Here is a 23,040-nt window from a genome sequence, read left to right as displayed (position 1 = left end):
CCGTGGTATTGCAGCGGTCACTGCAAATGAGAATTGTAAGCATCCAGGGCCCTACAATCGAGCCCATGTTTCTGGATATCTCCCAGCTGGGCGTGCACTATGCCGGCCGTTCAAAACCCGCGGTCGACGGCGTGTCCTTCAGCCTCCAGGCGGGGGAGATCGGTGTCCTGATCGGCCCCTCGGGCTGCGGCAAAACCACCCTGCTGCGGGCCGTCGCGGGCCTGGAGCGTGCCAATGCCGGCAGCATCACGCTGGCCCGGCAGCTGGTCAGCAGTGCTGGCGTCCATGTGCCGGCCGAATCGCGCCGCATCGGTATGGTGTTCCAGGACTACGCCCTGTTTCCGCACCTTGACGCGGCCCACAACGTGGCTTTCGGCCTCACCCACCTGCCGGCCGCCCAGCGCCAGCAGCGCGCCGGCGAGGTGCTGGAGCTCGTCGGCCTGGGCAATGTGCACAAGCGTTACCCGCATGAGCTCTCGGGCGGCCAGCAGCAGCGTGTGGCGCTGGCGCGGGCCCTGGCGCCGCAGCCGCGTTTGCTGCTGCTGGATGAGCCTTTTTCCAACCTGGACGTGGACCTGCGCGAGCGCCTGGCGCACGAGGTGCGCGGCATCCTCAAGGCCGCCGGGGCGACAGCGCTGTTCGTCACGCACGACCAGCTCGAGGCCTTCGCCATCGGCGACCGCATAGGCGTGATGCACCAGGGCAGCCTGCACCAGTGGGACGACGCTTATGCGCTGTACCACCGCCCCGCCACCCGCTTTGTGGCCGACTTCATAGGCCACGGCGTGTTCGCGCAGGCCCATATCGAGCAGCGCGGCGAGGACGTGGTCGTGCACACCGCGCTCGGCGACCTCACGGACATGCTGGAATGCCCCTTGCCGGGCGCTTATGCCGACGGCCTGTGCGACGTTCTGCTACGGGCCGACGACATCGTGCATGACGACAACGCGCCGGTCAAAGCGCAGATCCTGCGCAAGGCCTTTCGCGGCTCGGAATTTTTGTACACCCTCAAGCTGCAGACAGGCGAGACGGTGATGGCGCATGTGCCTTCACACCACAACCACGCAATCGGCGAATGGATAGGCATACGCGCCGAGGTCGACCATGTGGTGACCTTTCCGCGGGAAGAAAACGTCTAAGCCTGCTGCCGCAGAAGCTCTATGTCTTCGCGCAAGCTCTGCGCCCAGGCACGCCGGGTCTGCCCCTGCGGCGGCTGCGGTTCGCCGAAAACCACCACAGCCTTGATCGGCGGCGCCGTGAGCGTGCGCCAGATCGAGCCCGCCAGGGTTTCGTCGTCCACATAGCTGGGCGCAAAACTGACGGCGCCGCTGGCCGCGTCGATGAATTTCAGCGCGAGCGGCTGCACCGGCACCGAGGCTTCAATGGCCGCCTGGATCAGGTTGGCATGAAAGTGCTTGAGTGTGATGCCGTCACCCGTCGTGCCTTCGGGAAACACCGCCAGGATGTCGCCTGCCTGCAGGCGCTCGGCCATCTGCGTGACCACCCGGTGCGCGTCCCGGCGCGACTCGCGCTCTATGTACAGCGAGCCGGCGCCGTCGGACAGGGTGCGCACAAAAGGCCAGCTCCGCACATCCGACTTGGAGACAAAACGGCAGTGGCGCGAGGCATGCATCACCAGGATGTCCAGCCATGAAATATGGTTGGCCACCAGCAGCACCGGGCCGCCGGCGGGTGGCTTGCCCTTGACCACCAGTTCGATGCCGACGATGCGCAGCATGGCCCCGGCCCACACCTGCACACGAGCCTCCCGGTCGGCCTGCTCCAGCTTGGGAAACACGGTCTTGATCGTCCAGAAGCCTTGCACCGCGTGCCCAGTGGCGCGCAGCAGGGTCCAGCAGAACCTAAGCCATCTCATGGGCTTGCGCGTGCTTCAGTGCGAGGCTTCATAGGCGAGCTGCCCGCCCACCACCGTCCAGCGCACGCGCACCGGCATCTGGTGGCCGCTGAAGGGCGTGTGCTTGCCCTGGCTGCGCAGCGCGGCCGGCTCGACGGTCCATTCGCCCTTGGGGTCGAACACACAGATGTCGGCCACACCACCCTTGACGAGACGGCCCGAGCTGCCCTGCAAGGTGCCCAGCGCGTCGCCCAGCACGCGCGCGGGCTCGCTGGTCAGCACCGCCAGCGCGCGGACCAGGCCGGCCTGGCTGTCGGTGCCCCACTTGCAGGCCAGGCCCAGCAGCAGCTCCAACCCGGTGGCGCCGGGCTCGGCCTCTGCGAAAGGCAGGGTCTTGGCGTCTTCATCGACCGGCGTGTGGTCGGACACCAGCGCGTCTATGGTGCCGTCGGCCAGGCCCTGGCGTATGGCGTCGCGGTCGCGCTGCTGGCGCAGCGGCGGGTCCAGCCGCATGCGGCTGTCGAAGTAGCCGATGTCCACGTCGGTCAGGTGCAGGCTGTTGATGCTGACATCGCAGGTGACAGCCAGTCCTTCGGCCTTGGCCTTGGCGACCAGCGCCACGCCCGCCGCGCTGCTGATGCGGCACAGGTGCACGCGCGCGCCGGTGGCACGCATCAGTTCAAAAATCGTGTGCAGCGCGATCGTCTCGGCCGCGACGGACACGCCGCTCAGGCCCAGGCGCGTGGCCAGCGCGCCGCTGGCGGCCACGCCCTGGCCCAGGTAGAGCTCCTGCGGCCGCAGCCACACGGTGTAGCCGAAGGTGGCGGCGTATTGCAGCGCGCGCATCATGACCTGGGTGTTGGCCAGCGGCACCTCGGCCTGGCTGAAGCCCACGCAGCCGGCCTCGGTCAGCTCGACCATCTCGGTCAGCGTCTCGCCCTTGAGCGCGCGGGTCAAAGCGCCCAGCGGGAACACGCGCGACTGGTGCAGCTTCTCGGCGCGGAACTTGAGCATCTCCACCAGGCCGGGCTCGTCGAGCACCGGGTCGGTGTCGGGCGGGCAGACCAGGCTGGTCACACCGCCGGCCACAGCCGCGGCCAGTTCGCTTTCGAGCATGCCTTCATGCTCATGGCCGGGCTCGCGCAAACGGGCCGAAAGATCAACCAGGCCGGGAGCCACGATGCAGCCCGTGGCGTCAATCGTCTTGTTGGGCGCGAAATCGGCGGGCGTGCTTTTGAGCGAGACGATGCGGCCCGCGGCAATCGCCACGTCGCAGGTTTCGTCGAAGTTCGAGCCTGGGTCGATGACGCGGCCGTTCTTGATGAGTATCTTCATTCTTTTTTTCTCCGCTCAGGCTTCGTTTCCGGCGACTATGCTCATGACCGCCATGCGGACCGCGATGCCGAAAGTCACTTGCGGCAGGATCACGCTCTGCGTGCCGTCGACCACGGCCGAGTCGATCTCCACGCCGCGGTTGATGGGTCCGGGGTGCATCACGATGGCATCGGGTTTGGCCAGCAGCAGCTTCTCGGGGGTCAGGCCGAAGCTCTTGAAAAACTCCTGGCTGCTGGGCAGCAGCGCGCCCGACATACGTTCGTTCTGCAGGCGCAGCATGATGATCACGTCGGCGCCCTTGATGCCTTCTTCGAGCGTGTTGCAGACGCGCACGCCCATCTGCGCCATGTCGGCCGGCACCAGGGTCTTGGGGCCGACCACACGCACCTCGGGGCAGCCCAGCGTGGTCAGCGCGTGGATGTCGGAGCGCGCCACGCGCGAGTGCAGCACGTCGCCGACGATGGCGACCGTGAGCTTGCTGAAGTCCTTTTTGTAGTGCCGTATGGTGTACATGTCCAGCAGGCCCTGCGTGGGATGCGCGTGGCGGCCGTCGCCGGCGTTGATCACGTGCACATGCGGGGCCACATGCTGGGCGATCAGGTAGGGCGCGCCCGATTCGCTGTGGCGCACCACGAAGAGGTCGGCCGCCATGGCGCTCAGGTTGGCGATGGTGTCCAGCAGCGACTCGCCCTTGGAGGCCGAGGAGCGCGCGATGTCCAGGTTGATCACGTCGGCCGACAGCCGCGTCGCGGCGATCTCGAAGGTGGTGCGGGTGCGCGTGGAGTTTTCAAAGAACAGGTTGAAAACGCTCTTGCCGCGCAGCAGCGGAACCTTTTTGACCTCGCGGTTGTTGACGCTGACGAAGTTGGCGGCGGTGTCGAGGATTTGCGTCAGCGTGGCCTTGGGCAGGCCTTCGATGGACAGCAGGTGGATCAGCTCGCCGTTTTTATTGAGTTGCGGGTTTCGTCGGTACAGCACGGTGTGGACTCCTCTTGTTCTCTTATGGGTCTCGTATTTTTGGATGGCTTTTTGATGGGACTAGGCCTGGTGATCCTGCACCTGGAAGCTGAACTTGCCGTCTTCGGCGCGCGCCAGCTCCAGCGACTGCGAGGCCGGCAGGGCCACCCGCGCCACCGCGAGGTCGGGCTGCACCGGCAGCTCGCGCCCGCCGCGGTCCACCAGCACCACCAGCTTGACGCTGGCGGGGCGGCCGTAGTCGAACAGCTCGTTGAGCACCGCCCTGATGGTTCGGCCCGTGTAGAGCACGTCGTCGACCACGACCAGGTGGGCACCGTTGACGTCGAAGGGCAGCAGGGTCTGCCCGCTGGAGGCCAGGCCGCGCTGCGAAAAATCGTCGCGGTGCATGGAGGACGACAGGATGCCGGCCTCGCCGGCCAGACCCAGGTCTTTTTGCAGGCGCTGCGCCAGCCAGGCGCCGCCCGAGGCCACGCCGACCAGCATGGGCGGCTGGGGATACGATGCCAGCTGCTGGCGCATGCCGCGCAGCAGGTCGCTGTACAGCGCCTCGGCGTCCAGTGTCAGGCTGCTCATGGAAGACTCCTTAAAAATTGCTCGAGGATGATGCAGGCCGAAGCCGCGTCGGCGTCATGCGCACCGCCGGCCAGGGCCTCGGTGGTGCTGTAGCGCTCGTCGACCTCGAAGACCTGCAGGCCGAAGCGGCCGCGAAGCTGGCGGGCGAATTTCTGCGCGCGCACGGTATTTTCGTGGCTGGCGCCATCGGGATGAAAGGGAATGCCGACCACCAGCGCATCGGGCTGCCATTCCTTGATGCGCGCCTCAACCGCCTTGAGGCGGGCGTCGCTGCCCTCGGCCGCGATGGTCGCCTGCGGCGAGGCGGTGCGCGTGAGCACATTGCCGGTCGCCACGCCGGTACGCTTGAGACCGAAGTCGAAAGCCAGAAAGGTTTGGAGGTTAGGGCCTATTGCCATTGGAATCACCCCCGCGTGGCACCCGGAAAAGGTCGCAATCTAGGCGCAAAACGAAGCCGGGGTAGGCCCCCCGGTGAGGCTTTGCAACGACGAGTGCGGCCTTTTCCGGGTGCCACCCGCAGGGCTGGGGCTACAAGGGGCGCCCCGCGTTGTTGCAGCCCTTGGCCGGGGGACGACCCCGGCCGGCGGGCTGCGCCTAGCGCTGCACCCCTTGCAGCCCCAGCGCGGGGGTGATTCCAATGGCAATAGGCCCTAGTCGCCTGGGAGGAAGGCATGGCCGCCAGGCTCATGCGTGGCCGGCCTCGGGAGAGAGCATCCAGCTCTGCAGGCCCAGCAGCATCAGCGCCTTGTCGTAGCGCTGCTCAACGGGTGTGTCGAAGATCACGCCGACGTCGGCGGCGACGGTAAGCCAGCTGTTGTCAGAAATCTCGGATTCGAGCTGGCCTTCGCCCCAGGCCGAATAACCGAGTGAGACAAACACCCGGCGCGGGCCGGCGCCCGTGGACAGCGCCTCCAGCACGTCCTTGGAGGTGGTCATTTCAAGGCCGCCGGGAATCGTCATGGTCGAGGCATAGACCGACTCATTGCCGGGCATCATGGATTCGTGGAGCACAAAACCGCGCTCGGTCTGGACCGGGCCGCCCTGGAATACCGGGGCCTGCGTGAGGTCGTCGCGGCGCAGCGGCAGCTCGACCTTGTCGAACAGGTTTTTGAGGTTGATGTCGCTGGGCTTGTTGATGACCAGCCCCAGCGCGCCGCGGTCGCTGTGTTCGCACATGTAAACCACGCTCTTGGCAAACGCTTCGTCATCCATCCCCGGCATGGCGATGAGGAAGTGGTGCGTGAGGTTGATCGATGCGGAATCCGTGGCCATACGTGGATTTTACGCGCATGGAAGGCCGCGGCGGATACCTGGGGGCGCTTTCGCTACCATCCCATCATGCAAAAGAAATACCGCGCCGGCCTGATGTGGTTCAGGCGCGACCTGCGCGCCCAGGACAACGCCGCGCTGCACCACGCGCTGAAAGCTTGTAAGCAGGTGTTTTGTGTTTTTGTGTTTGACCGGGACATCCTGGAGGCCCTGCCCCGCGCCGACCGCCGCGTGGAGTTCATACGCGGATCCGTGCTGAGCCTGGACGGCCAGTTGCAGCGGCTGGGTGCGGCACACGGCAATCCGCAGGCGGGCCTCATCGTGGTGCATGGGCAGGCCGGCGAGGCCGTGCCCCGGCTGGCCGCCGAACTGGCGGTCGATGCGGTTTTTGCCAACCATGACGATGAACCCCAGTCCCTGGCGCGCGACGCCACGGTGCAGGCCGCGCTGGAAGGCCGGGGCGTGGCCTTTCACAGCTTCAAGGACCATGTCATCTTTGAGCGCCAGGAAGTCTTGACGCTGGCGGGCAAGCCCTACACCGTGTTCACACCCTACAAAAACGCCTGGCTCAAGAAGGTGGACGATTTTTACCTCAAGCCCTACTCTGTGGAGCGCTACGGCGCGGCGCTGGCGGCTGTGCCGGCGAGCAGGCGCGCCATACCCTCGCTGGCCGAACTCGGCTTTGAAAAAACCAACCTGTCCGCACTCAAGATAGCCACCGGCAGCGAAGGCGGAGAGCGGCTTTTTGAGGCGTTCAAAGGCCGCATGGCGAACTACAAGGCGGCACGCGACTTTCCGGCCGTCAAGGGCCCCAGCTACCTGGGCGTGCACCTGCGTTTTGGCACGCTGTCCATTCGGCAGATGGCCGCAGCGGCCCTGAGCCCCGAACATAGGGGCGGCGAAGGCGCGGCCACCTGGCTCAGCGAATTGATCTGGCGGGAGTTTTACGCGCAGATCCTCAGCAACTTCCCGCATGCGGTGCACGGCGCGTTCAAGCCCGAATACGACGCGATCGAGTGGGAAAGTGGTGCCAAGGCCGATTCGCTGTTCCTGGCCTGGTGCGAGGGCCGAACCGGCTATCCGCTGGTCGACGCCGCGATGGCGCAAATCAACCAGACCGGTTATATGCACAACCGCCTGCGCATGGTGACGGCGAGTTTCCTGGTGAAGGACCTGGGCATCGACTGGCGCCGGGGCGAGCGCTACTTCGCCGAAAAACTCAATGATTTCGACCTCTCGGCCAACAACGGCGGCTGGCAGTGGGCAGCCAGCACGGGCTGCGATGCGCAGCCCTATTTCCGTATCTTCAACCCGGTCAGCCAGAGCGAGAAATTCGATGCCGACGGCAGCTTCATCCGCCGCTATGTGCCGGCGCTGGCCAGGCTGCCCGCCTCCGCCATCCACAGCCCCTGGCTGGCCACACCGCTGGAGCTGGCAGCCGCTGGCGTGGTGATGGGCAAGGACTACCCCTGGCCCATCGTGCAGCACGACGAAGCCCGGGCGCTGACGCTGCAGCGTTATGCGGTGGTGAAAAAAGCCTAAGAACCTGTTCTCGCCGCTCTCACGCGGAGAGCGGCTGCAGGATCAGGCGGAGATCGCGGTCTCGGCGGCGCAGTAGTGCCGCACCAGGCTCATCAGTTCTTCTTCCGAGAACGGCTTGCCCAGGTAGTGGTCGACGCCGAGTTCCTTGGCATGTTCGCGGTGCTTTTCAGCGATGCGCGAAGTGATCATGATGATGGGCAGGTTGTTCAGGCGTACGTCGCCGCGGATGTTGCGCGCCAGGTCGAAGCCGTCCATGCGCGGCATTTCGATGTCCGACAGCACCACCGCCGGCCGCTCTTCCTGCAGGCGTTCAAGCGCTTGCAGGCCGTCGGCCGCCAGGGTGACGCGGTAGCCTTCACGCTGCAGCAGGCGCTGCGTGACGCGGCGAACCGTGATGGAATCGTCGACCACCAGAATCAGCGGAATCTGCGGTGCGGCAGGCATGGCGGCCGGTGCTTTCGCGACGCTGCCGGTGCCCGCGGCGGCGCTTGCCGCCGTGGCGCCCGATCCTTCGAGCATGTGCGGCTCGGCGCGGTCTGTGCTCCAGGCGCGGGCCTGCTGGCCGTACACCGAAGCCAGCGCCACCGGGTTGTAGATCAGCACCACCGCGCCGGAGGCCAGCACGGACATGCCGGCCAGGCCGGGCAGGCGCGACAGCTGCGGCCCGAGGTTCTTCACCACAACTTCCTGGTTGCCCAGAACTTCATCGACGTGCAGCGCGATACGCTGCGCGGCGCTTCGGAAAACCACGACAGGCGTGGTCTTGCCCTGGACTTCGCCGCTGTGCTGCGAAGCCTGCAGCAGCGCGCCCGACCAGAAGAAAGGCATGGTTTCGCCGGCGATCTCCAGCGCGCCGGTGTTGTAGGCCTGTTGCAACTCCTTGGCGGAGGCGCGGCGCACGGTTTCCACCACGTTGGCGGGCACGCCCACCGAGAGGTTGCCGGCGCGGATCATCACCACCTGCGTCACGGCCGTGGTCAGCGGCAGCACCAGCTTGAAGTGGGTGCCTTTGCCGGCCACGGTGGAGGTTTCAATCCGGCCGCCCAGCGCGTTGACCTCGGAGCGGACCACGTCCATGCCGATGCCGCGGCCGGCCAGTTCGGTCACCTGGGCCGCGGTGGAGAAACCGGGCATAAAAATCAGGTTGGCGGCGTCGCTGTCTTCAATGGCCTGGTCCGGCGCGATCATGCCGAGGCTGACGGCTTTTTCACGGATGCGGTGCAGGTTCAGGCCGGCGCCGTCATCGCTGAAATCGACCGACACGTCATTGCCTTCCTGGCGCAGGTGGACGGTGATCACACCGACCGGGTCCTTGCCGGCGCTGGTGCGAACCTCGGTGCTTTCAATGCCGTGGGCCACGCAGTTACGCAGCAGGTGTTCGAAGGCGGGCGTCATGCGGTCCAGCATGCCGCGGTCCATTTCGATGGTGCCGCCCAGCAGGTCCAGCTTCACCTGTTTGCCGGTTTCCTTGGAGGCCTGGCGCACCACGCGGTACAGGCGCTCGGAGATGCCTTCAAACTCCACCATGCGCGTGCGCAGCAGGTCGCGCTGCAGCTCACGGGTCTGGCGGGCCTGGGCGATCAAGTCGTCCTCGGTGGCTTCCACCGTGCGCTGCAAGGTGCGCTGCACGGTTGCCACGTCGTTCACGGATTCGGCCATCATGCGCGTCAGTTCCTGCACGCGCGTGAAACGGTCGAACTCGAGCGGGTCGAACCCGGCCTGGGCTTCTTTGGCCTGTGCCAGGCGCGACTGCATCTGGGTTTCGGCCTGCAGTTCGATGTCACGCAGCTGCTGGCGCAAGCGGTTCAAGTTACCGCTCATGTCGTTGAGCGAACCGCGCAGCTGGCTGAGCTCGGCCTCCAGGCGCGAGCGCGTGATCATGACCTCGCCGGCCTGGTTGACCATGCGGTCCAGCAGCTGGGAGCGCACGCGTATCGAGGCGTTGGCCGCTTGCCGCAAGGGCTGCATGGCCATGGCCTGCGGCGCCGGCACGGAGAGCTTGCGGGAACCGCCAGCGGCAGGAGCAGCAGCCGGCGCGGGGCTGTCCGCAGCCGCCTCGGGAGCGTCGGGCGTTGCGTCGGCTTGCGCCGGTGCGGAGACGGGCTCGGGCTGCGCGGCGGCGAGGGGGGCCAGCTGCACGGGCGCGGCGGCGGCCGCCGCATCGGCGTTGCGCAGCGCCTCGAACGCGGCTTCCATCGCGTCAAAACGGTTGATCAGGGCGTCGAACTCCGCCGAGGCCGCGGCGTCGGAGCCGAGGAACTCGATTTCGGATTCAATCCGGTGCGCCATTTCACCGAGGCGCAGGGCGCCGGCAAGCCGGGCGCTGCCCTTGAGCGTGTGAAGCGCGCGCAGCACCTCCATGCGCGCACCCTGGTTGTCGGGCCGCGCGGACCACTGCCGCAGCGCGCCACCCAGCTGGGGCATGAGCTCGGCGCCTTCTTCCTCAAAAATCGGGAACAGGTCGGGGTCGATGGCATCGACGGCGTCGATTTCCTCGTCCTCTTCGTCCTCGAAGTTCTGGGCCGTGGGCGCCGGCGTGGCCAAGCGCACCGGTGGGGTGACGGCCACGGGGGGAGCTACAAACGCGACAGGCGGCGGCACAGGCGCGGCCTGCACGGGCGCTGGTGCCGGTGCTGGAACCTCGATAAGCGGCGCTTCCTCGACGACCTGCATCACTACCGGTTCGGGCTCGGGTTCCGGCAACGGCTCGGGTTCCACGGCCGGCTCCTGCGGCAGGACGGACTCGGATTCGAAATCGTACTCAGAGAAGTCGGTGCCTGGCGGCAGGACCGAGTCGGAGAAATCAAGCTGCTTGAGGCGATCAAGAACGCCGGCGTCCGGCTCCTTGAGGAAACCGGCGGCAAACTGGTGCAGCAGCCGGCGAATATCTTCCGCCGCATCCACAAACACCTGGCCATACTTGGCGGCGCCATTGCGGTGATGCGCGCGGGATTGCTGCAAGGCCTGTTCCAGCGCGCGGGCCATTTCGGACAGGGCGTCGAACCCGACCGTGGCGGAGCTGCCGGCCAGGGAGTGCGCCAGGGCCACGGTGGAATCGCTGACGGGCTGGTTGCGCTCCAGCGACCATTCGGCCACTTCCGTGACCAGCCGGCGCGACCACTCGTCGGCCTCGTTGAGGTAGACGTTGTAGAGCGGGATGCTGATGCGCAAAGCGCCTATGACCTTGACCTGCTCATCGCCGCCCTCGGCCGACATCGCGCTGTCGGTGGCTTCGACGCGGTCCAGGGCATCAAGCGCTTCGACCTGCGGCAGGCTGGGAGCGGGCTCGCTCACGGCGGCTTGCGGCGGCGTAACCGGGAAATCGAAGTTCAGGTCGTCGGCCAGCTCGACTTTGGCGGGCTCGGCCGCTTCGGCGTGGAAGTGTTTCTCAAAATCCGCGTCGGACAGTTCGATATCTTCGACCCCGTTCAGTTCGAGCGCCGCTCCGGCGTCGGCTGCCGCAACGGGCTCCGCGGCGGCGGGGGCTGCCGGAACGCCGGCATCCACGGAAATCGCCGACAAGCTGTCGAAATCGATGCCCGCAATCTCCATCTCGGCCGCAGGCGCGTTTACCGGTTCAGCAGGCTTGGCCGGCGCGGCGGCATCGCCGAACACCAGGTCAAAGTCCAGGTCACCGGCGGGTGCGGCTGCTTCGGCGGTCGCCGGGCCGGCGGCCTCGGGCGCGCCGGCATCCAGTTCGAAGTCGGGCAGGGAAAAGGCTTCGGGGGCAGCCGGTTCAGCGGCGGGAGCTGCGACAGGCGCGGCAGCGGCCGCCCTGGCGCCCAGCACCAGCGGTACGTAGCGGCCTTCGGTGCGCATGGCATCGGCGCTGGCGCGGAAGACCGATGCGGACCAGGCGCCGTCCTTGTTGGCGGCGATGTCGGCGATCCAGTCGGCGAAACCGCTCATGGCCTCGCCGGACAGGGCCCTGAACTCGTCGGTGGTGGCCTTCTGGTCGGCCAGCCAGGTGTTGAGCATCTGCTCCAGCGACCAGGCGGCTTCGCCGAACTCGTTGAGCCCCACCATGCGCGAGCTGCCCTTGAGGGTGTGGAAAGCGCGCCGCAGCACAGTGAGCTGCGAAACATCGGCCGGATCGGAGGCCAGCGCGGCCAGGGCTTCCCGGCCGTTGCCTATCACCTCGCGCGCTTCCTCCAGGAAGATGTCGCGCAGGTCGTCTTCTTCAAAATCGTCGGACTCGGCCGCGGGTTCAGGCGCGGCCGGTGCCGGGGCCACGGTGAACGCCAGCGTCGTGAGTGCGGTGGCGGCGGCATCTGCATCACTTGCGGACACGGCCACGGCGGCCTCGCGGGCGGTTTGCGCCAGGGCCGGCTGTTCGGCCAGCGCCGCATGGGTCGCCAACGTGTCGAGCTTGATGGTAAGGCTGGCATCGGCTTCGCCCTGGCCGGCGTCCTGCACCACGGCAATGACTTCCTGGGACAGCATGTCGCTGTTGACGGTGACGGCCGAAGCGGCGCTCGCCGCATTCTGCGCACGTCCCATGAGCGGCCGGAGCTCGCCTTTCTGGTCGTCGTAGACAAACAGCTTCTTTGCCAGCGCGGGCTGGTAGTTCAGCATGTCGATCAGAAAGCTCAGGGCGCCCAGGTTGTTGCCCAGGTGCTCAAACGTGCCGGCGGCGCGCGCCTGCTGTTCGTCGATTTCGGTGACCAGCATCTGCTCGACGCTGTCGCGCATGCGCAGCACCGCGTGCGAGGCCTGGTCCAGGCCCAGCACGGACAGCACGCCGCGCATCTGCGACAGCTGCCCGGGAACCGCCTGCAGCGTCACCTTGTCCTGCGGATTGCGGAAGAACACGTCCAGCGATTTTTCGAGCTCGCCGAGGGAAACGCGCAATTCACCGACCACGCTGCCCATGGTCTGCTTGTCGCTGACGCGGCGGTACAGCTCTTCCATCCAGCCTTCCAGCGGCTGGGGTTGCCCGCCGGCCCGCACGCCCTCCAGGCGCTCCGCGAGATTGGCCGTGCGCACCGCCAGTTGCGGGTCGTTGGGGTCCAGGTCGTCAAACGCGGCCTCCAGGTACAGCACCGAGGTGGCCACTTCCATGGCCAGTTCAATGCCGGGGGCCTGGCCCGAGCGCACCACGGTCTCGACGGCCTTGCTCAGCGCCTGCGCCAGCGGCTCGCTGGGCGGATGGAGCTTGAGCAGGGAGTCGGTCACCAGGCTGAACTGGTCGCTGACCAACTTGAACTTGTTGGCATCGCCGGCGGACAGCGCCGACCAGGTTTCCTTGGCCGAGGTGATGCGCTTGCGCGCCTGGGCCAGCAGGGCCGGATCGAACCGCCCGAACTGGACGAGTTCGTAGTCGACAGGCTTGAAGCGGTTCAGGCCGTAGGCCGAGCGCACCGCCGACAGCACCGGCGTATCGCTGGCGCGCGCGGAGACCGCCTGCGAGCAGAAAAACAGCAAATCCTGCGCCAGGCGCTCGGAGACGGAGGTGTCGCCTTTGGCCAGCGAGGCGTACTGCATCAGGACGCGCGAAGCGGCGCGCTTGACGTACAGGTCCGAGCCGAGCAAGTCGTTGGCGACCGCTTCAAAGTAAGCCGCGGCTATCTTCCAGAAGATGCGGGGCTGGCGGTCGGCCTGCCGGGCCGCGAATCCCAGGCTGAGTTCCTTGAGGCTTTTGGCGGCTTGCGGCGCCTTGCCCTTCATGATCTGCAGCACCGACTGGTCCAGCACGGCGCGCGCGCTGTCGTCGTAGTTGCGCGGCTCGCTGGCGGCCGCCAGTTCGGGCTCCAGCCAGCGCCATTCGAAAGGCCAGAGGTCCGCGGGATGGATGCGGTCGGCGCGCAGCAATTCCTGCACGTCGCGGTATTGGGGGAACAGGGACACGGACGAGATCGGCTTGTCGGCCAGCACACCCTCGAGGTATTCGGTCAGGGCAAAGCTGGCCCGTTCGATCTTGCCGGCGGCTTCCTGGTTGCATTGCTCGGGCTGTTGCACGAACTTCTGCACCGCCGCTTCCATCGCGCGCAGCACCAGCGCGGGACCGGCCAGGCCCACCATCTCGAGCGCGCCCACCGCCTGGTGCAGCTGCTGGCGGGCAATCCGCAGCTGGCTGGCGTCCACCGCCGCGAGGTCGGAGCCGCGAGCGGCTTCGGCATCCCGCACGAAACGCTTGAGCGCCTTGGCAGCGCCATCGAGCGACTTGCGAAGTTCGTCAAGCACCCATGCGAGAGGGCCTAGGTCGTTGACGGCAAGATCGAGCTCGGCAGCGGTTGAGTTCGGGACGTTGGATTGCATAAATAGCGGGCCGGTTCTGGAATCGGTGTCAGAGGCTAAGGCGGCGGTCAGCGCATGACGGGCAAACAGGCATCAGCATCAGGCGATCTTGAATCGGGACACCGACTGGCGCAGCTCTTCAGCCATGCGGGAAAGATCGCGCACCTGCTGCGCCGTGGAACGGGTACCTTCTCCGGTTTGCTCCGTCACCGCGAAAATGTGCTGGATGTTGCCGGCCACCACGTTGGCCGAAGCGGCTTCGCGGGAGGCGGAGTTGGAAATCTGCTCAATCAGGTCGGCGAGGCGGCGTGACACCTGGTCAATCTCGGTCAGCGCGGTACCCGCGTTATCGGACAGTTTGGCCCCTTCCACCACACCCTGCGTGGAGCGTTCCATAGCGGCCACGGCATCCTGGGTGTCGGTCTGAATGGCTTTCACCAGGGCCGAAATCTGGCGCGTGGCGTCCGCGGAGCGTTCAGCCAGTCGCTGCACTTCTTCCGCAACCACCGAGAAGCCTCGTCCGGCTTCACCGGCTGACGCCGCCTGGATGGCCGCGTTCAGCGCCAGCACGTTGGTCTGTTCGGTAATGTCCGAGATCAGCTCGGTAATTTCACCAATCTCCTGGGACGATTCGCCCAGCCGTTTGATCCGTTTGGAGGTTTCCTGGATCTGGTCGCGGATGGAGTTCATACCGCCGATGGCGTTCTGCACGGCCTGCAGGCCGGATTCTGCGGCGGTCAGCGATTGGCGCGCCACCTGGGAAGATTCCTGCGCCTGCGTGGACACTTCATTGATTCGGGACGCCATGTCGAGCACCGACTGGCCGGTTTCGCGAATCTCGCGCAGCTGTTCGGTGGACGCCGCCAGCAGTTCGGTGGAAGTGCTTTCCACCTGGGCCGTCGTTTGCGCCACGCGTGTTGCCGTGTTCTGCACGTTACCCACCAGCTGTCGCAACTCTTCCACCGTGTAGTTCACCGAGTCGGCGATAGCGCCGGTGATGTCCTCGGTCACGGTTGCTTCCTGCGTCAAATCGCCTTCAGCCACTGTCTGCAACTCATTCATCAAACGCAAAATGGCGGCCTGGTTGGCGTCGTTGACGCGCTTGGCGTCCTGCTCCTGCCCTTTCGCTTCCTGCCGCTGGGTTTCAGCAACGGCCTGGCGCTGCTTGCTGTCCTCCACCTGCAGTTTGGCCAGTCCCGCGGCGCACAGCAGTGCAAAGACGGCGGCGACCACCAGGGTCGTCAGGGCGGTGGCGCCCAGGCCGGTCTGGGAGGACAGCTTGCTCTGCAGGTCTTCCAGGCCCCGGCGCAGCGGCTCACTGTCGGCAATGATGGAGGATTGCGCTTCACGGGCGGACACCAGGCCCTGCAAGTTGCCCAGAATGGCGCCGGCCTGCACACGCGTCTGCTCGTAGAGCGCCATCAGGGCCTCGAGGCGTTCGCGGGTTTGCGGATCCTTGGAGCCGGCCAGTCGCAGTTCGGGACTGCCTTCCTGCAGGCCCTGGGCGATTTCCTTGAAGGAGTTCAAGTCCTTACCCAACAGGAACACGGCTTCGGGGCTCACACCCTCCATGGTCAAGAACTCGTTGGCGGATTTACCGATACGCTGGGTCAACATCACCAGCTGGCCGGAGGCGGAAATTTCGGCAGGCGCCGCATTCTGCTGGAGCTTGAGCGAGGACACGGTTTCGGCGATTTCCAGCAGGTCCGAGGACTGGCGGTTAATCGTGCGCAGAGCGTTACCCACCTGGGTCAGGATGTTTTGCTGTCCCATCACGGTTTTGGCGTTCTTTTCGGCGCGCTCCATGAAGGGGGTGACTTTTTCGACGTCGGGCTGCAGGTCTTCGCTCACCGGCGCCAGGCGCAGGCTGTCTTCACCGGCCTTCAGGCCGCGCACGGTTTTGGCCAGCACGTCGGAGCTTTCGCGCACGTCGGGGAAGGCCTGGGCGCTACCCACCAGCGCCTGCGACACCGATTTCGCCAGACGCTGCGACTGCATCAGGGACTGGCCGGTTGCCGCCACCTGCTGAGCCACTTTGTCCGCCTGGTTCAGCGCCAGGAAGGTCACCGTACCCAGCACCGCTACCGACACCGCCAGGAAAAACACCAGAATCCGCTGGTGCTGGCCCATGGTCTTGCGGCCCAGCAGGGGCAGGCTCAGGAGCTCGGGATTGGCGACGGACGCCGATTCCTCGGCGCTCGCGATGCGGCTGGAGCCAAACGCATCATCATTGCCGTCCGCCTGCCGCACCGTGGCGGTCTGCAGGGAGGCCTCATCCATGGCGCCGGTCGCCAGGGGGTCCGGCGTGCCGACGGAAGCCATGTCCATGCTGTCCTCGGGCTGGACGGACTTTGTTTTAAACAGCTTCTGGATATTTTCAATTACAGACATGGTGAGCCTTCCGGGGAGAAACAGTGTGCGCTATGCGCCTATCGTCAAAAAATGCGCTTGCTGTGCAAGCAACTGAAGGTTGATTTCCTGCCAGGTCGCGCCGTTAAGGTCGACGTACTGGTTGCCAAAGAAATCGGGCGCGTCGGGCGCTTTTTCGGAGAAATCGCTGAAGGCGTCCTGGTTGCGCAGCCCGGAGAGCTTGTCGATCAGCAGCGCGCAGTTGACTTCCAGCGCGCTGTTGAGCGCCACAAGGCGGGAGTCGGTGCGCGCGAGTTCATTTTTGGGGGGAGGTGCCTGGCCGCTCACGTAGCTGGCGAGGTCCACCACGCCGAACAGGCCGCCCCGCAGATTGGCAACGCCGGCGAACCAGTTTTGCGTGTACGGAACAGGCTGCGTGTTGACCCAGGGGAAAATTTCACCGGACTGGCTCAGGGGAAACAGGTATTTTTTTCCGCCCGCTTCCACGGCCAGCCAGGACGCGGCAACGCCTTGCGTACGCGCAATCTGCAACCTGTCGGCCAGCCGGGTTTGTAGTTCTCTAAGGGCTTGTCTGTTCGCCATGCTTTGGTTTTACGCCGTAAATCAGCCGAGGGCCTTGATCTTGGCCATCAGCTCATCCGCATCCACCGGTTTGGTGATGTAGTCGCGGGCGCCCTGGCGCATGCCCCAGACCCGGTCGGTTTCCTGGTTCTTGCTGGTGCACATCATGATGGGGATATCGGAGTACAGCGGATCGCGCGTGATGGCACGCGTGAGCTGGAAGCCGTTCTGGCCCGGCATCACCACATCCATGAGGATCAGCTCGGGTTTGTCTTCTGCGAGGCGCCGGAACGCATCTTCCGCATTTTCAGCAGTTTTGACCGTGAAACCGTTCTTGACCAGCAGATCGGTCAGAAACATCAATTCGGTTTTGGAGTCGTCAACTACCAGTATTTTCTTGATTGCCATCACACTACTCCTTGTTTGGCGCTGCCCAGTTCCTGAACGGTCTGCAGCAGCTGATCTTTGGTAAAAGGCTTGGTCAGGTAGTCTTGAGAGCCCACCATGCGACCGCGCGCCTTGTCGAAAACGCCGTCCTTGGAGGACAGCATCACAATGGGAACGTTGGAAAACTTCACATTGCGCTTGATAATCGCACAGGTTTGATAGCCGTCGAGGCGGGGCATCAAGATGTCGCAGAAGATCAGGTGGGGCTCATAGTCGTTGACCTTGGAAAGGGCATCAAACCCATCTTCGGCCAACAGCACTTCATGCCCGCCCTGCTTCAGGAATATCTCGGCGCTACGCCGGATGGTGTTGCTGTCATCGATGACCAAAACCTTCAGTCCGGAACTGGGAATGCTCACTGCCTATGCTCCTCATGTTGCAGGCACCGGCGGCTGGCGCCGGTCTGCGATTGTCCAGGCTGGTATCCGGACATTTTTAGATCTGAACCATTTCAAAGTCTTCCTTGCGCGCGCCGCATTCGGGGCAGGTCCAGTTCATGGGCACTTGGGCCCATGGCGTCCCGGGAGCAATGCCATGTTCGGGCGCGCCGGCAGCTTCGTCGTAAATCCAGCCACAAATTAAACACATCCACGTCGTTGATTGAGTCACAGCTTAAGTTGCCTTCGAATAGAATGCAACAATTGTATCGAGGCGGCGTTGCTTATTCGCGTACAAGGCAAAATCGCAGCCTATGGCAAACCCCAAAACACCTCAACTGGACAGCCGACAGCTCCAAATCGAGGACACCGACGCATCACCGGCCTGCGTCATGACATTCAATGCCAACGACCCCAGCGGAGCCGGCGGGCTGACGGCGGATATCGCCTCCATCACCTCGGCCGGCGCGCATGCGCTGGCGGTTGTAACAGGCGCCTATGTGCGCGATACGGCCGAAATCTTCGACCACTTCGCCTTCGACGAAGAAGCTGTAACAGACCAGGCCCGCTCGGCGCTGGAAGACATGCCGGTGTCGGCCATCAAGGTCGGCTTTGTCGGCAGCCCCGAAAACATCTCCACCATCGCCGAAATCGCCTCGGATTATGCCGATGTGCCGCTGATTGCCTACATGCCCAACCTCTCCTGGTGGGAAGAAAGCGAAATCGACAGCTATTTGGACGCCTTTCGCGAGCTGATGCTGCCGCAAACCACGGTGTTGGTCGGCAACCACAGCAGCCTGTGGCGCTGGCTGCTGCCCGACTGGCCGGGCGAGCGCAATCCCACGGCCCGCGACATCGCCAAAGCCGCCGCCGACCTCGGCGTGCCCTATACCCTGGTCACCGGCGTTCCCATGCCCGACCAGTTCATCGATAACGTGCTGGCCACGCCGCAGGCGGTGCTTTACAGCGAAAAATTCGAGCGCTTCGAGGCCGTGTTCGCCGGCGCCGGCGACACCCTGTCCGCCGCGCTCTCGGCCCTGCTGGCTAACGGCCACGACCTGCAGGCGGCCACCGCCGAAGCCCTGACCTTCCTGGACCACAGCCTGGACGCCGGTTTTCACCCCGGCATGGGCAATATCGTGCCGGACCGCCTGTTCTGGGCGCAGGCCGACGTTGACCCCGAAGACGACGAATCCGGGGAGGAAGCGGGCGACGCCAATGACGACGTCGAGCTGACGTCCAAACCCTCTCTTGACCTGCCCCCCAATGGAACCACCAAACACTAAGCCCGCAACCCCCCAGGCAGCCTCCCGAAACGACGCCCTCTTTGAACGCGCCAAAAAGCTGATCCCCGGCGGGGTCAATTCCCCGGTCCGGGCCTTCAAGGCCGTGGGCGGCACGCCGCGCTTCGTGCAGCGCGCGCAGGGCGCCTACTTCTGGGATGCCGACGGCAAACGCTACATCGACTACATCGGTTCCTGGGGTCCCATGATCCTGGGCCACGGCCACCCGGCGGTGCTCGAGGCCGTGCAAAAAGCCGCGCTGGAGGGCTTTTCCTATGGCGCGCCCACCGAACGCGAGGTCGAGCTGGCCGAAGAAATCGTGCGGCTCGTGCCTTCGCTCGAAATGGTGCGGCTGGTCAGCTCGGGCACGGAAGCCGCCATGAGCGCCATCCGCCTGGCGCGCGGCGCCACCGGGCGCAGCAAGATCATCAAGTTCGAGGGCTGCTACCACGGCCATGCCGACGCCCTGCTGGTCAAGGCCGGCTCGGGCCTGGCCACCTTCGGCAACCCGACCAGCGCCGGCGTGCCGCCCGAAGTGGTGCAGCACACCCTGGTGCTCGAATACAACCACCTGGCCCAGCTTGAAGAAGCCTTTGCCCTGCACGGCAAGGACATCGCCTGCCTGATGATTGAACCCATCGCCGGCAACATGAACTTCGTGCGCGCCAGCCTGCCTTTCATGAAGCGCTGCCGCGAGCTGTGCACGCAGCACGGCGCGCTGCTGGTGTTCGACGAAGTCATGACCGGTTTTCGCGTGGCCCTGGGCGGCGCGCAAAGCGTCTACGCCCGCGGCATCCCCGGCTTCAAGCCCGACATGACGGTCATGGGCAAGGTCATAGGCGGCGGCATGCCGCTGGCCGCCTTTGGCGGCACCCGCGCCGTGATGGAGCAACTGGCTCCTCTGGGCCCGGTCTATCAGGCCGGGACCCTTTCAGGCAACCCGGTCGCCACTGCCTGCGGCCTGGCAACCCTGCGCGAAATCGCCAAGCCCGGTTTTTACGAAGCACTCAGCGAACGCACCCGCACCCTGGTCGCCGGCCTCACCCAAGCGGCCGCCAAGGCCGGCGTGCCGTTTTGCGGCGACAGCGAAGGCGGCATGTTCGGCTTTTTCCTGATGGGGCAATTGCCGCAGAACTACGCCACGGTGATGACCACCGATGGGCCGTCGTTCAACCGCTTCTTCCATGCGATGCTGGAGAGCGGGGTTTATTACGCGCCCGCGCTGTATGAAGCGGGTTTCGTCAGCTCGGCGCACACGGCGGCGGATATCGACGCCACGGTGGATGCCGCGGCGAAGTTCTTTGCCGGGAACTGAAAAAGGCGAGAGCTGTCAGCCAAGAGAAAAAAGCTATTCATGGCTTTTGAAGTTGACAATTGCCCACCCGGTGGGCCCACGGAGCTGGTTGCGGAACACCAGTGTTTAGTCGATCTTCTGCAGCGCCATCCGCACTGGGGATGCCTTGACTATCTGAACCAGCGCTTCATTGACAGAGCGCGCGGTGCGGCGCTGTACTACATCCAGGGATTCGGGATGGGGCACGGCCGAACATTTGCGCTTGTTCAAGACAAACAGATTGTCCGCTTCGATGTGACACGTGCCATGCGCGCGTCCGATTCAACCCAACAGACAATTGACATCACGACACTGACCATTCCGGAACAGCTTGATGCAAAACGCTCCGACATACAGAGCCTGATCAAAGATGCTCTGGTTGCCTACAACCAGGAAAAGCCATTCGCATTTTGGTATCTCGGAAAAACCGGCGTCAATTTTGAGAAAGCTCGCTGGATCCTCATTCCCCAACGGTACTCCAAACTCTACTGGCGGGAAAAAGCCACGACGTGGTGGGCCAAGCAAAAGCCCAAGCTTGCAAGACTGCGCGATTTTCTAACAAGCCCGCTGATTGCCCTGGTCGCGCTGGGCGGGCTCCTGGCGCGGGCATGGATGGAAGCAAACGTTCCTGTTTGGGCGCTTATCCTGTCAGGCACATGGCTTTGTTGGCGATTGAACCGGTACGACGGTGATTATGTTTTCAGGTTCTGGTTTATCGGGCAGGCAAGGTTCAAGAACGCCTTGCTGGCGTCTTCCCTTGTAATGCAACGAATCATGGAGCCCGTGCCGCTCAAAGCCATGGCGGTGGAGGTTCATTTCGCGCCGGACCATTTAAGAAGCTGCACAGTCAAAGTGGGGAACACCACTGTTTTCCCGGTTCCCTTTCTCTCCATCGGCGCGTACGACCTCGCGGACTTGCTGGCGCCTGGGTTCACAGACGCCCTACGCGCAAAGAATGGCGGCGCGATCAATGCCAAGGATATGGAAAGCGCGTTCCCTTGCCTGCAGCGCAAATGGCTCTTGCCCCGGCAAACCGTCACATGGCAAGTGCCTCTGTTGAACGATTACCCCCCGAAAGACCCGGGACCTGAGATCAACGCCATCGTCACCATTTCAAGGCTCGTCTCCGGCGAGTCGAAGCACGGTCCAAGAGTCTATTGTTTGCCTGTCACGACAAACATGTTCTCAAGGGCTCGCGAGAGGTTCAAGAGCAGCGGGCATTGACGACTTCATTGCCGCATCGCAGCAATGAGGATTTCAGTGCCGGAAGTGCCTGACTCCAGTCAACACCATCACCACCTCGCGCTCATTGGCGGCGGCAATGACCTCATCATCCCGCATGCTGCCGCCGGGCTGGATCACACAGGTCGCGCCGGCGTCCACCACCACGTCCAGGCCGTCGCGGAAGGGGAAAAAGGCGTCGCTCGCGACCGCCGAGCCCTGCAGGGTCAGGCCGCCATTGGCGGCTTTGATGGAGGCGATGCGGGCCGAGTCGATGCGGCTCATCTGGCCGGCGCCCACGCCTAACGTCATGCCGTCGGCGCAGAACACGATGGCGTTGGACTTGACGTACTTGGCGACCTTCCAGGCAAACAGCATGTCGTGCAGCTGTTCCTGCGTGGGCTGCAGCTTGCTGACGACCTTGAGGTCGCCTATGGCCAGTTCGTGGTTGTCGGCGGTCTGCATCAGCAGGCCCGAGCCCACGCGCTTGACGTCCATCAGGTTGCGGCCCTGTTTCCAGGCGGTGTCGCCGCCGGGCGGCAGGTCTATCTGCAGGATGCGCACATTGACCTTGCTCTTGAAGACTTCCAGCGCTTCCGGGCTGAAGGCGGGCGCCATCAGCACTTCGACAAACTGTTTGGAGATCTGCTGCGCGGCGCGCTCGTCGAGCGGGCAATTGAGGGCGATGATGCCGCCGAAGGCCGAGGTCGGGTCTGTCTTGAAGGCCTTGCTGTAGGCCTCCAGGCCGTCCTTGCCCACGGCCACGCCGCAGGGGTTGGCGTGCTTGACGATCACGCAGGCGGCGCCGTCCTTGATGAGGTCGAAGCTCTTGACGCATTCCCAGGCGGCATCGGCGTCGGCAATATTGTTGTACGAGAGCTCCTTGCCCTGCAGCTGTTTGGCCGTGACCAGCGAGCCGGGCGCGGGATACAGGTCGCGGTACAGCGCCGCCTGCTGGTGCGAGTTTTCACCGTAGCGCAGATCCTGCACCTTGATGAAGCGGCCGTTGGCCTGGCCGGGAAACATGCCGTGGCTGCCGTCGGCCTGGATGCCGGAGAGGTAGTCGCTGATGGCGCCGTCGTACTGGCTGATGCGGTTGAAGGCGGCCACCGAGAGGGCGAACTTGGTCTTGTCGCTGAGCTTGCCGCCGGCTTTCAGTTCGGCGAGCACGCCCGCATACTGCGAGGCGTCGGTCAGCACGCCGACGTCCTTCCAGTTCTTGGCGGCGGAGCGCACCATGGCCGGGCCGCCGATGTCGATGTTCTCGATCGCGTCTTCCAGCGTACAGCCGGGCTTGGCCACGGTGGACTCAAAGGGGTAGAGGTTGACCACCAGCAGGTCTATGGTGTCTATGCCGTGGGTTGCCAGCGCCGCCATGTGTTCGGGCACATCGCGCCGGGCCAGCAGGCCGCCGTGGATCTTGGGGTGCAAGGTCTTGACGCGGCCGTCCAGCATTTCCGGAAAGCCGGTGTGGTCGGCGACTTCGGTCACCGGCAGGCCGGCGTCGGCCAGCAGCTTGGCCGTGCCGCCTGTGGACAGCAGCTTGATGCCCAGGGCGTGCAGCGCCTGCGCGAATTCGAGGATGCCGGTTTTGTCGGAAACGGAAATCAGTGCGTTCATGGTGGTGTTCTCAAAAGGGAGCCGGTTCGAAAGCCCGGA

General features: G+C 64.8%; 18 protein-coding genes. 5 read left to right on the top strand and 13 right to left on the bottom strand.

Annotation, left to right across the window (positions count from 1 at the left end):
* Window positions 1-65: 65 nt before the first annotated feature.
* Window positions 66-1,139 (top strand): ABC transporter ATP-binding protein, encoded by a 1,074-nt coding sequence (locus tag AC1D09_RS02765; RefSeq protein ID WP_477661379.1) that lies wholly within the window; start codon window positions 66-68, stop codon window positions 1,137-1,139.
* Here the strand turns inward: AC1D09_RS02765 and AC1D09_RS02760 are convergent.
* The 6 genes from AC1D09_RS02760 to AC1D09_RS02735 all read right to left on the bottom strand — a co-directional run bounded on the left by AC1D09_RS02760 (window position 1,136) and on the right by AC1D09_RS02735 (window position 6,013).
* Complete coding sequence (locus AC1D09_RS02760) at window positions 1,136-1,876, bottom strand: lysophospholipid acyltransferase family protein (protein ID WP_477661380.1); 741 nt, start codon at window positions 1,874-1,876, stop codon at window positions 1,136-1,138. The two genes, AC1D09_RS02765 and AC1D09_RS02760, sit on opposite strands and share 4 nt — an antisense overlap.
* 15 nt (window positions 1,877-1,891) lie before the next feature.
* A complete protein-coding gene (locus AC1D09_RS02755; protein ID WP_477661381.1) occupies window positions 1,892-3,190 on the bottom strand; it encodes a dihydroorotase in 1,299 nt (432 codons plus the stop codon).
* Window positions 3,191-3,205: 15 nt separating this feature from the next.
* Window positions 3,206-4,168 carry an aspartate carbamoyltransferase catalytic subunit gene (locus AC1D09_RS02750; protein ID WP_477661382.1) on the bottom strand — a complete coding sequence of 321 codons (963 nt, stop codon included), beginning with the start codon at window positions 4,166-4,168 and terminating at the stop codon, window positions 3,206-3,208.
* Between the two features lie 60 nt (window positions 4,169-4,228).
* Complete coding sequence (gene pyrR, locus AC1D09_RS02745) at window positions 4,229-4,741, bottom strand: bifunctional pyr operon transcriptional regulator/uracil phosphoribosyltransferase PyrR (RefSeq protein ID WP_477661383.1); 513 nt, start codon at window positions 4,739-4,741, stop codon at window positions 4,229-4,231.
* On the bottom strand, window positions 4,738-5,139 hold the full coding sequence (gene ruvX, locus AC1D09_RS02740) for a Holliday junction resolvase RuvX (RefSeq protein ID WP_477661384.1): 402 nt from the start codon (window positions 5,137-5,139) through the stop codon (window positions 4,738-4,740). The genes pyrR and ruvX overlap by 4 nt, the downstream gene beginning before the upstream one ends.
* A gap of 286 nt (window positions 5,140-5,425) precedes the next feature.
* A complete protein-coding gene (locus tag AC1D09_RS02735) occupies window positions 5,426-6,013 on the bottom strand; it encodes a YqgE/AlgH family protein (protein ID WP_007864998.1) in 588 nt (195 codons plus the stop codon).
* A gap of 66 nt (window positions 6,014-6,079) precedes the next feature.
* Here AC1D09_RS02735 and AC1D09_RS02730 point away from each other — a divergent pair, with 66 nt between their 5' ends.
* Window positions 6,080-7,552 carry a cryptochrome/photolyase family protein gene (locus tag AC1D09_RS02730; RefSeq protein ID WP_477661385.1) on the top strand — a complete coding sequence of 491 codons (1,473 nt, stop codon included), beginning with the start codon at window positions 6,080-6,082 and terminating at the stop codon, window positions 7,550-7,552.
* 42 nt (window positions 7,553-7,594) lie between these two features.
* Here the strand turns inward: AC1D09_RS02730 and AC1D09_RS02725 are convergent, their stop codons facing one another.
* The 6 genes from AC1D09_RS02725 to AC1D09_RS02700 form a co-directional block, all read right to left on the bottom strand.
* A complete protein-coding gene (locus AC1D09_RS02725) occupies window positions 7,595-13,810 on the bottom strand; it encodes a hybrid sensor histidine kinase/response regulator (protein ID WP_477700919.1) in 6,216 nt (2,071 codons plus the stop codon).
* A 78-nt stretch (window positions 13,811-13,888) separates the two neighbouring features.
* Complete coding sequence (locus tag AC1D09_RS02720; protein ID WP_477661387.1) at window positions 13,889-16,180, bottom strand: methyl-accepting chemotaxis protein; 2,292 nt, start codon at window positions 16,178-16,180, stop codon at window positions 13,889-13,891.
* A 30-nt stretch (window positions 16,181-16,210) separates the two neighbouring features.
* Window positions 16,211-16,741, bottom strand: a complete 531-nt coding sequence (locus AC1D09_RS02715; protein WP_007864988.1) for a chemotaxis protein CheW — start codon at window positions 16,739-16,741, stop codon at window positions 16,211-16,213.
* Between the two features lie 21 nt (window positions 16,742-16,762).
* Window positions 16,763-17,128, bottom strand: coding sequence for a response regulator transcription factor (locus tag AC1D09_RS02710; protein WP_007864987.1), 366 nt, complete (start codon window positions 17,126-17,128; stop codon window positions 16,763-16,765).
* On the bottom strand, window positions 17,128-17,526 hold the full coding sequence (locus AC1D09_RS02705; RefSeq protein WP_007864980.1) for a response regulator: 399 nt from the start codon (window positions 17,524-17,526) through the stop codon (window positions 17,128-17,130). Before AC1D09_RS02705 ends, AC1D09_RS02710 begins: the two co-directional genes overlap by 1 nt.
* 76 nt (window positions 17,527-17,602) lie before the next feature.
* Entirely contained in the window at window positions 17,603-17,776 is a 174-nt protein-coding gene (locus AC1D09_RS02700) for a rubredoxin (RefSeq protein WP_074576308.1), read from the bottom strand.
* Between the two features lie 82 nt (window positions 17,777-17,858).
* Between AC1D09_RS02700 and thiD the strand changes: the two genes are divergently transcribed.
* Genes thiD through AC1D09_RS02685 form a run of 3 tightly spaced genes read left to right on the top strand, consistent with a single transcriptional unit; the run spans window position 17,859 to window position 21,384 of the window.
* Window positions 17,859-18,830 (top strand): bifunctional hydroxymethylpyrimidine kinase/phosphomethylpyrimidine kinase, encoded by a 972-nt coding sequence (gene thiD, locus AC1D09_RS02695; protein ID WP_074576306.1) that lies wholly within the window; start codon window positions 17,859-17,861, stop codon window positions 18,828-18,830.
* On the top strand, window positions 18,811-20,142 hold the full coding sequence (hemL, locus tag AC1D09_RS02690; RefSeq protein WP_477661389.1) for a glutamate-1-semialdehyde 2,1-aminomutase: 1,332 nt from the start codon (window positions 18,811-18,813) through the stop codon (window positions 20,140-20,142). Before thiD ends, hemL begins: the two co-directional genes overlap by 20 nt.
* Before the next feature lie 39 nt (window positions 20,143-20,181).
* On the top strand, window positions 20,182-21,384 hold the full coding sequence (locus AC1D09_RS02685; protein ID WP_477661390.1) for a hypothetical protein: 1,203 nt from the start codon (window positions 20,182-20,184) through the stop codon (window positions 21,382-21,384).
* 33 nt (window positions 21,385-21,417) lie between these two features.
* Here the strand turns inward: AC1D09_RS02685 and purH are convergent, their stop codons facing one another.
* Window positions 21,418-23,001 carry a bifunctional phosphoribosylaminoimidazolecarboxamide formyltransferase/IMP cyclohydrolase gene (purH, locus tag AC1D09_RS02680; RefSeq protein WP_477661391.1) on the bottom strand — a complete coding sequence of 528 codons (1,584 nt, stop codon included), beginning with the start codon at window positions 22,999-23,001 and terminating at the stop codon, window positions 21,418-21,420.
* Window positions 23,002-23,040: the final 39 nt, after the last annotated feature.

It is taken from the genome of Polaromonas sp. P1_A2 (assembly GCF_056406895.1).
Note: the sequence above shows the minus strand (reverse complement) of the source record. Positions and strands in the feature narration are given on the sequence as shown.

Bases quoted from the DNA above. Each gene is read 5' to 3' on its own strand.
- AC1D09_RS02765 (WP_477661379.1), top strand. From the start codon at position 66: ATGTTTCTGGATATCTCCCAGCTGGGCGTGCACTATGCCGGCCGTTCA.
- AC1D09_RS02760 (WP_477661380.1), bottom strand. From the start codon at position 1,876: ATGAGATGGCTTAGGTTCTGCTGGACCCTGCTGCGCGCCACTGGGCAC.
- AC1D09_RS02755 (WP_477661381.1), bottom strand. From the start codon at position 3,190: ATGAAGATACTCATCAAGAACGGCCGCGTCATCGACCCAGGCTCGAAC.
- pyrR (WP_477661383.1), bottom strand. From the start codon at position 4,741: ATGAGCAGCCTGACACTGGACGCCGAGGCGCTGTACAGCGACCTGCTG.
- ruvX (WP_477661384.1), bottom strand. From the start codon at position 5,139: ATGGCAATAGGCCCTAACCTCCAAACCTTTCTGGCTTTCGACTTCGGT.
- AC1D09_RS02735 (WP_007864998.1), bottom strand. From the start codon at position 6,013: ATGGCCACGGATTCCGCATCGATCAACCTCACGCACCACTTCCTCATC.
- AC1D09_RS02730 (WP_477661385.1), top strand. From the start codon at position 6,080: ATGCAAAAGAAATACCGCGCCGGCCTGATGTGGTTCAGGCGCGACCTG.
- AC1D09_RS02725 (WP_477700919.1), bottom strand. From the start codon at position 13,810: ATGCAATCCAACGTCCCGAACTCAACCGCTGCCGAGCTCGATCTTGCC.
- AC1D09_RS02720 (WP_477661387.1), bottom strand. From the start codon at position 16,180: ATGTCTGTAATTGAAAATATCCAGAAGCTGTTTAAAACAAAGTCCGTC.
- AC1D09_RS02715 (WP_007864988.1), bottom strand. From the start codon at position 16,741: ATGGCGAACAGACAAGCCCTTAGAGAACTACAAACCCGGCTGGCCGAC.
- AC1D09_RS02710 (WP_007864987.1), bottom strand. From the start codon at position 17,128: ATGGCAATCAAGAAAATACTGGTAGTTGACGACTCCAAAACCGAATTG.
- thiD (WP_074576306.1), top strand. From the start codon at position 17,859: ATGGCAAACCCCAAAACACCTCAACTGGACAGCCGACAGCTCCAAATC.
- hemL (WP_477661389.1), top strand. From the start codon at position 18,811: ATGGAACCACCAAACACTAAGCCCGCAACCCCCCAGGCAGCCTCCCGA.
- AC1D09_RS02685 (WP_477661390.1), top strand. From the start codon at position 20,182: ATGGCTTTTGAAGTTGACAATTGCCCACCCGGTGGGCCCACGGAGCTG.
- purH (WP_477661391.1), bottom strand. From the start codon at position 23,001: ATGAACGCACTGATTTCCGTTTCCGACAAAACCGGCATCCTCGAATTC.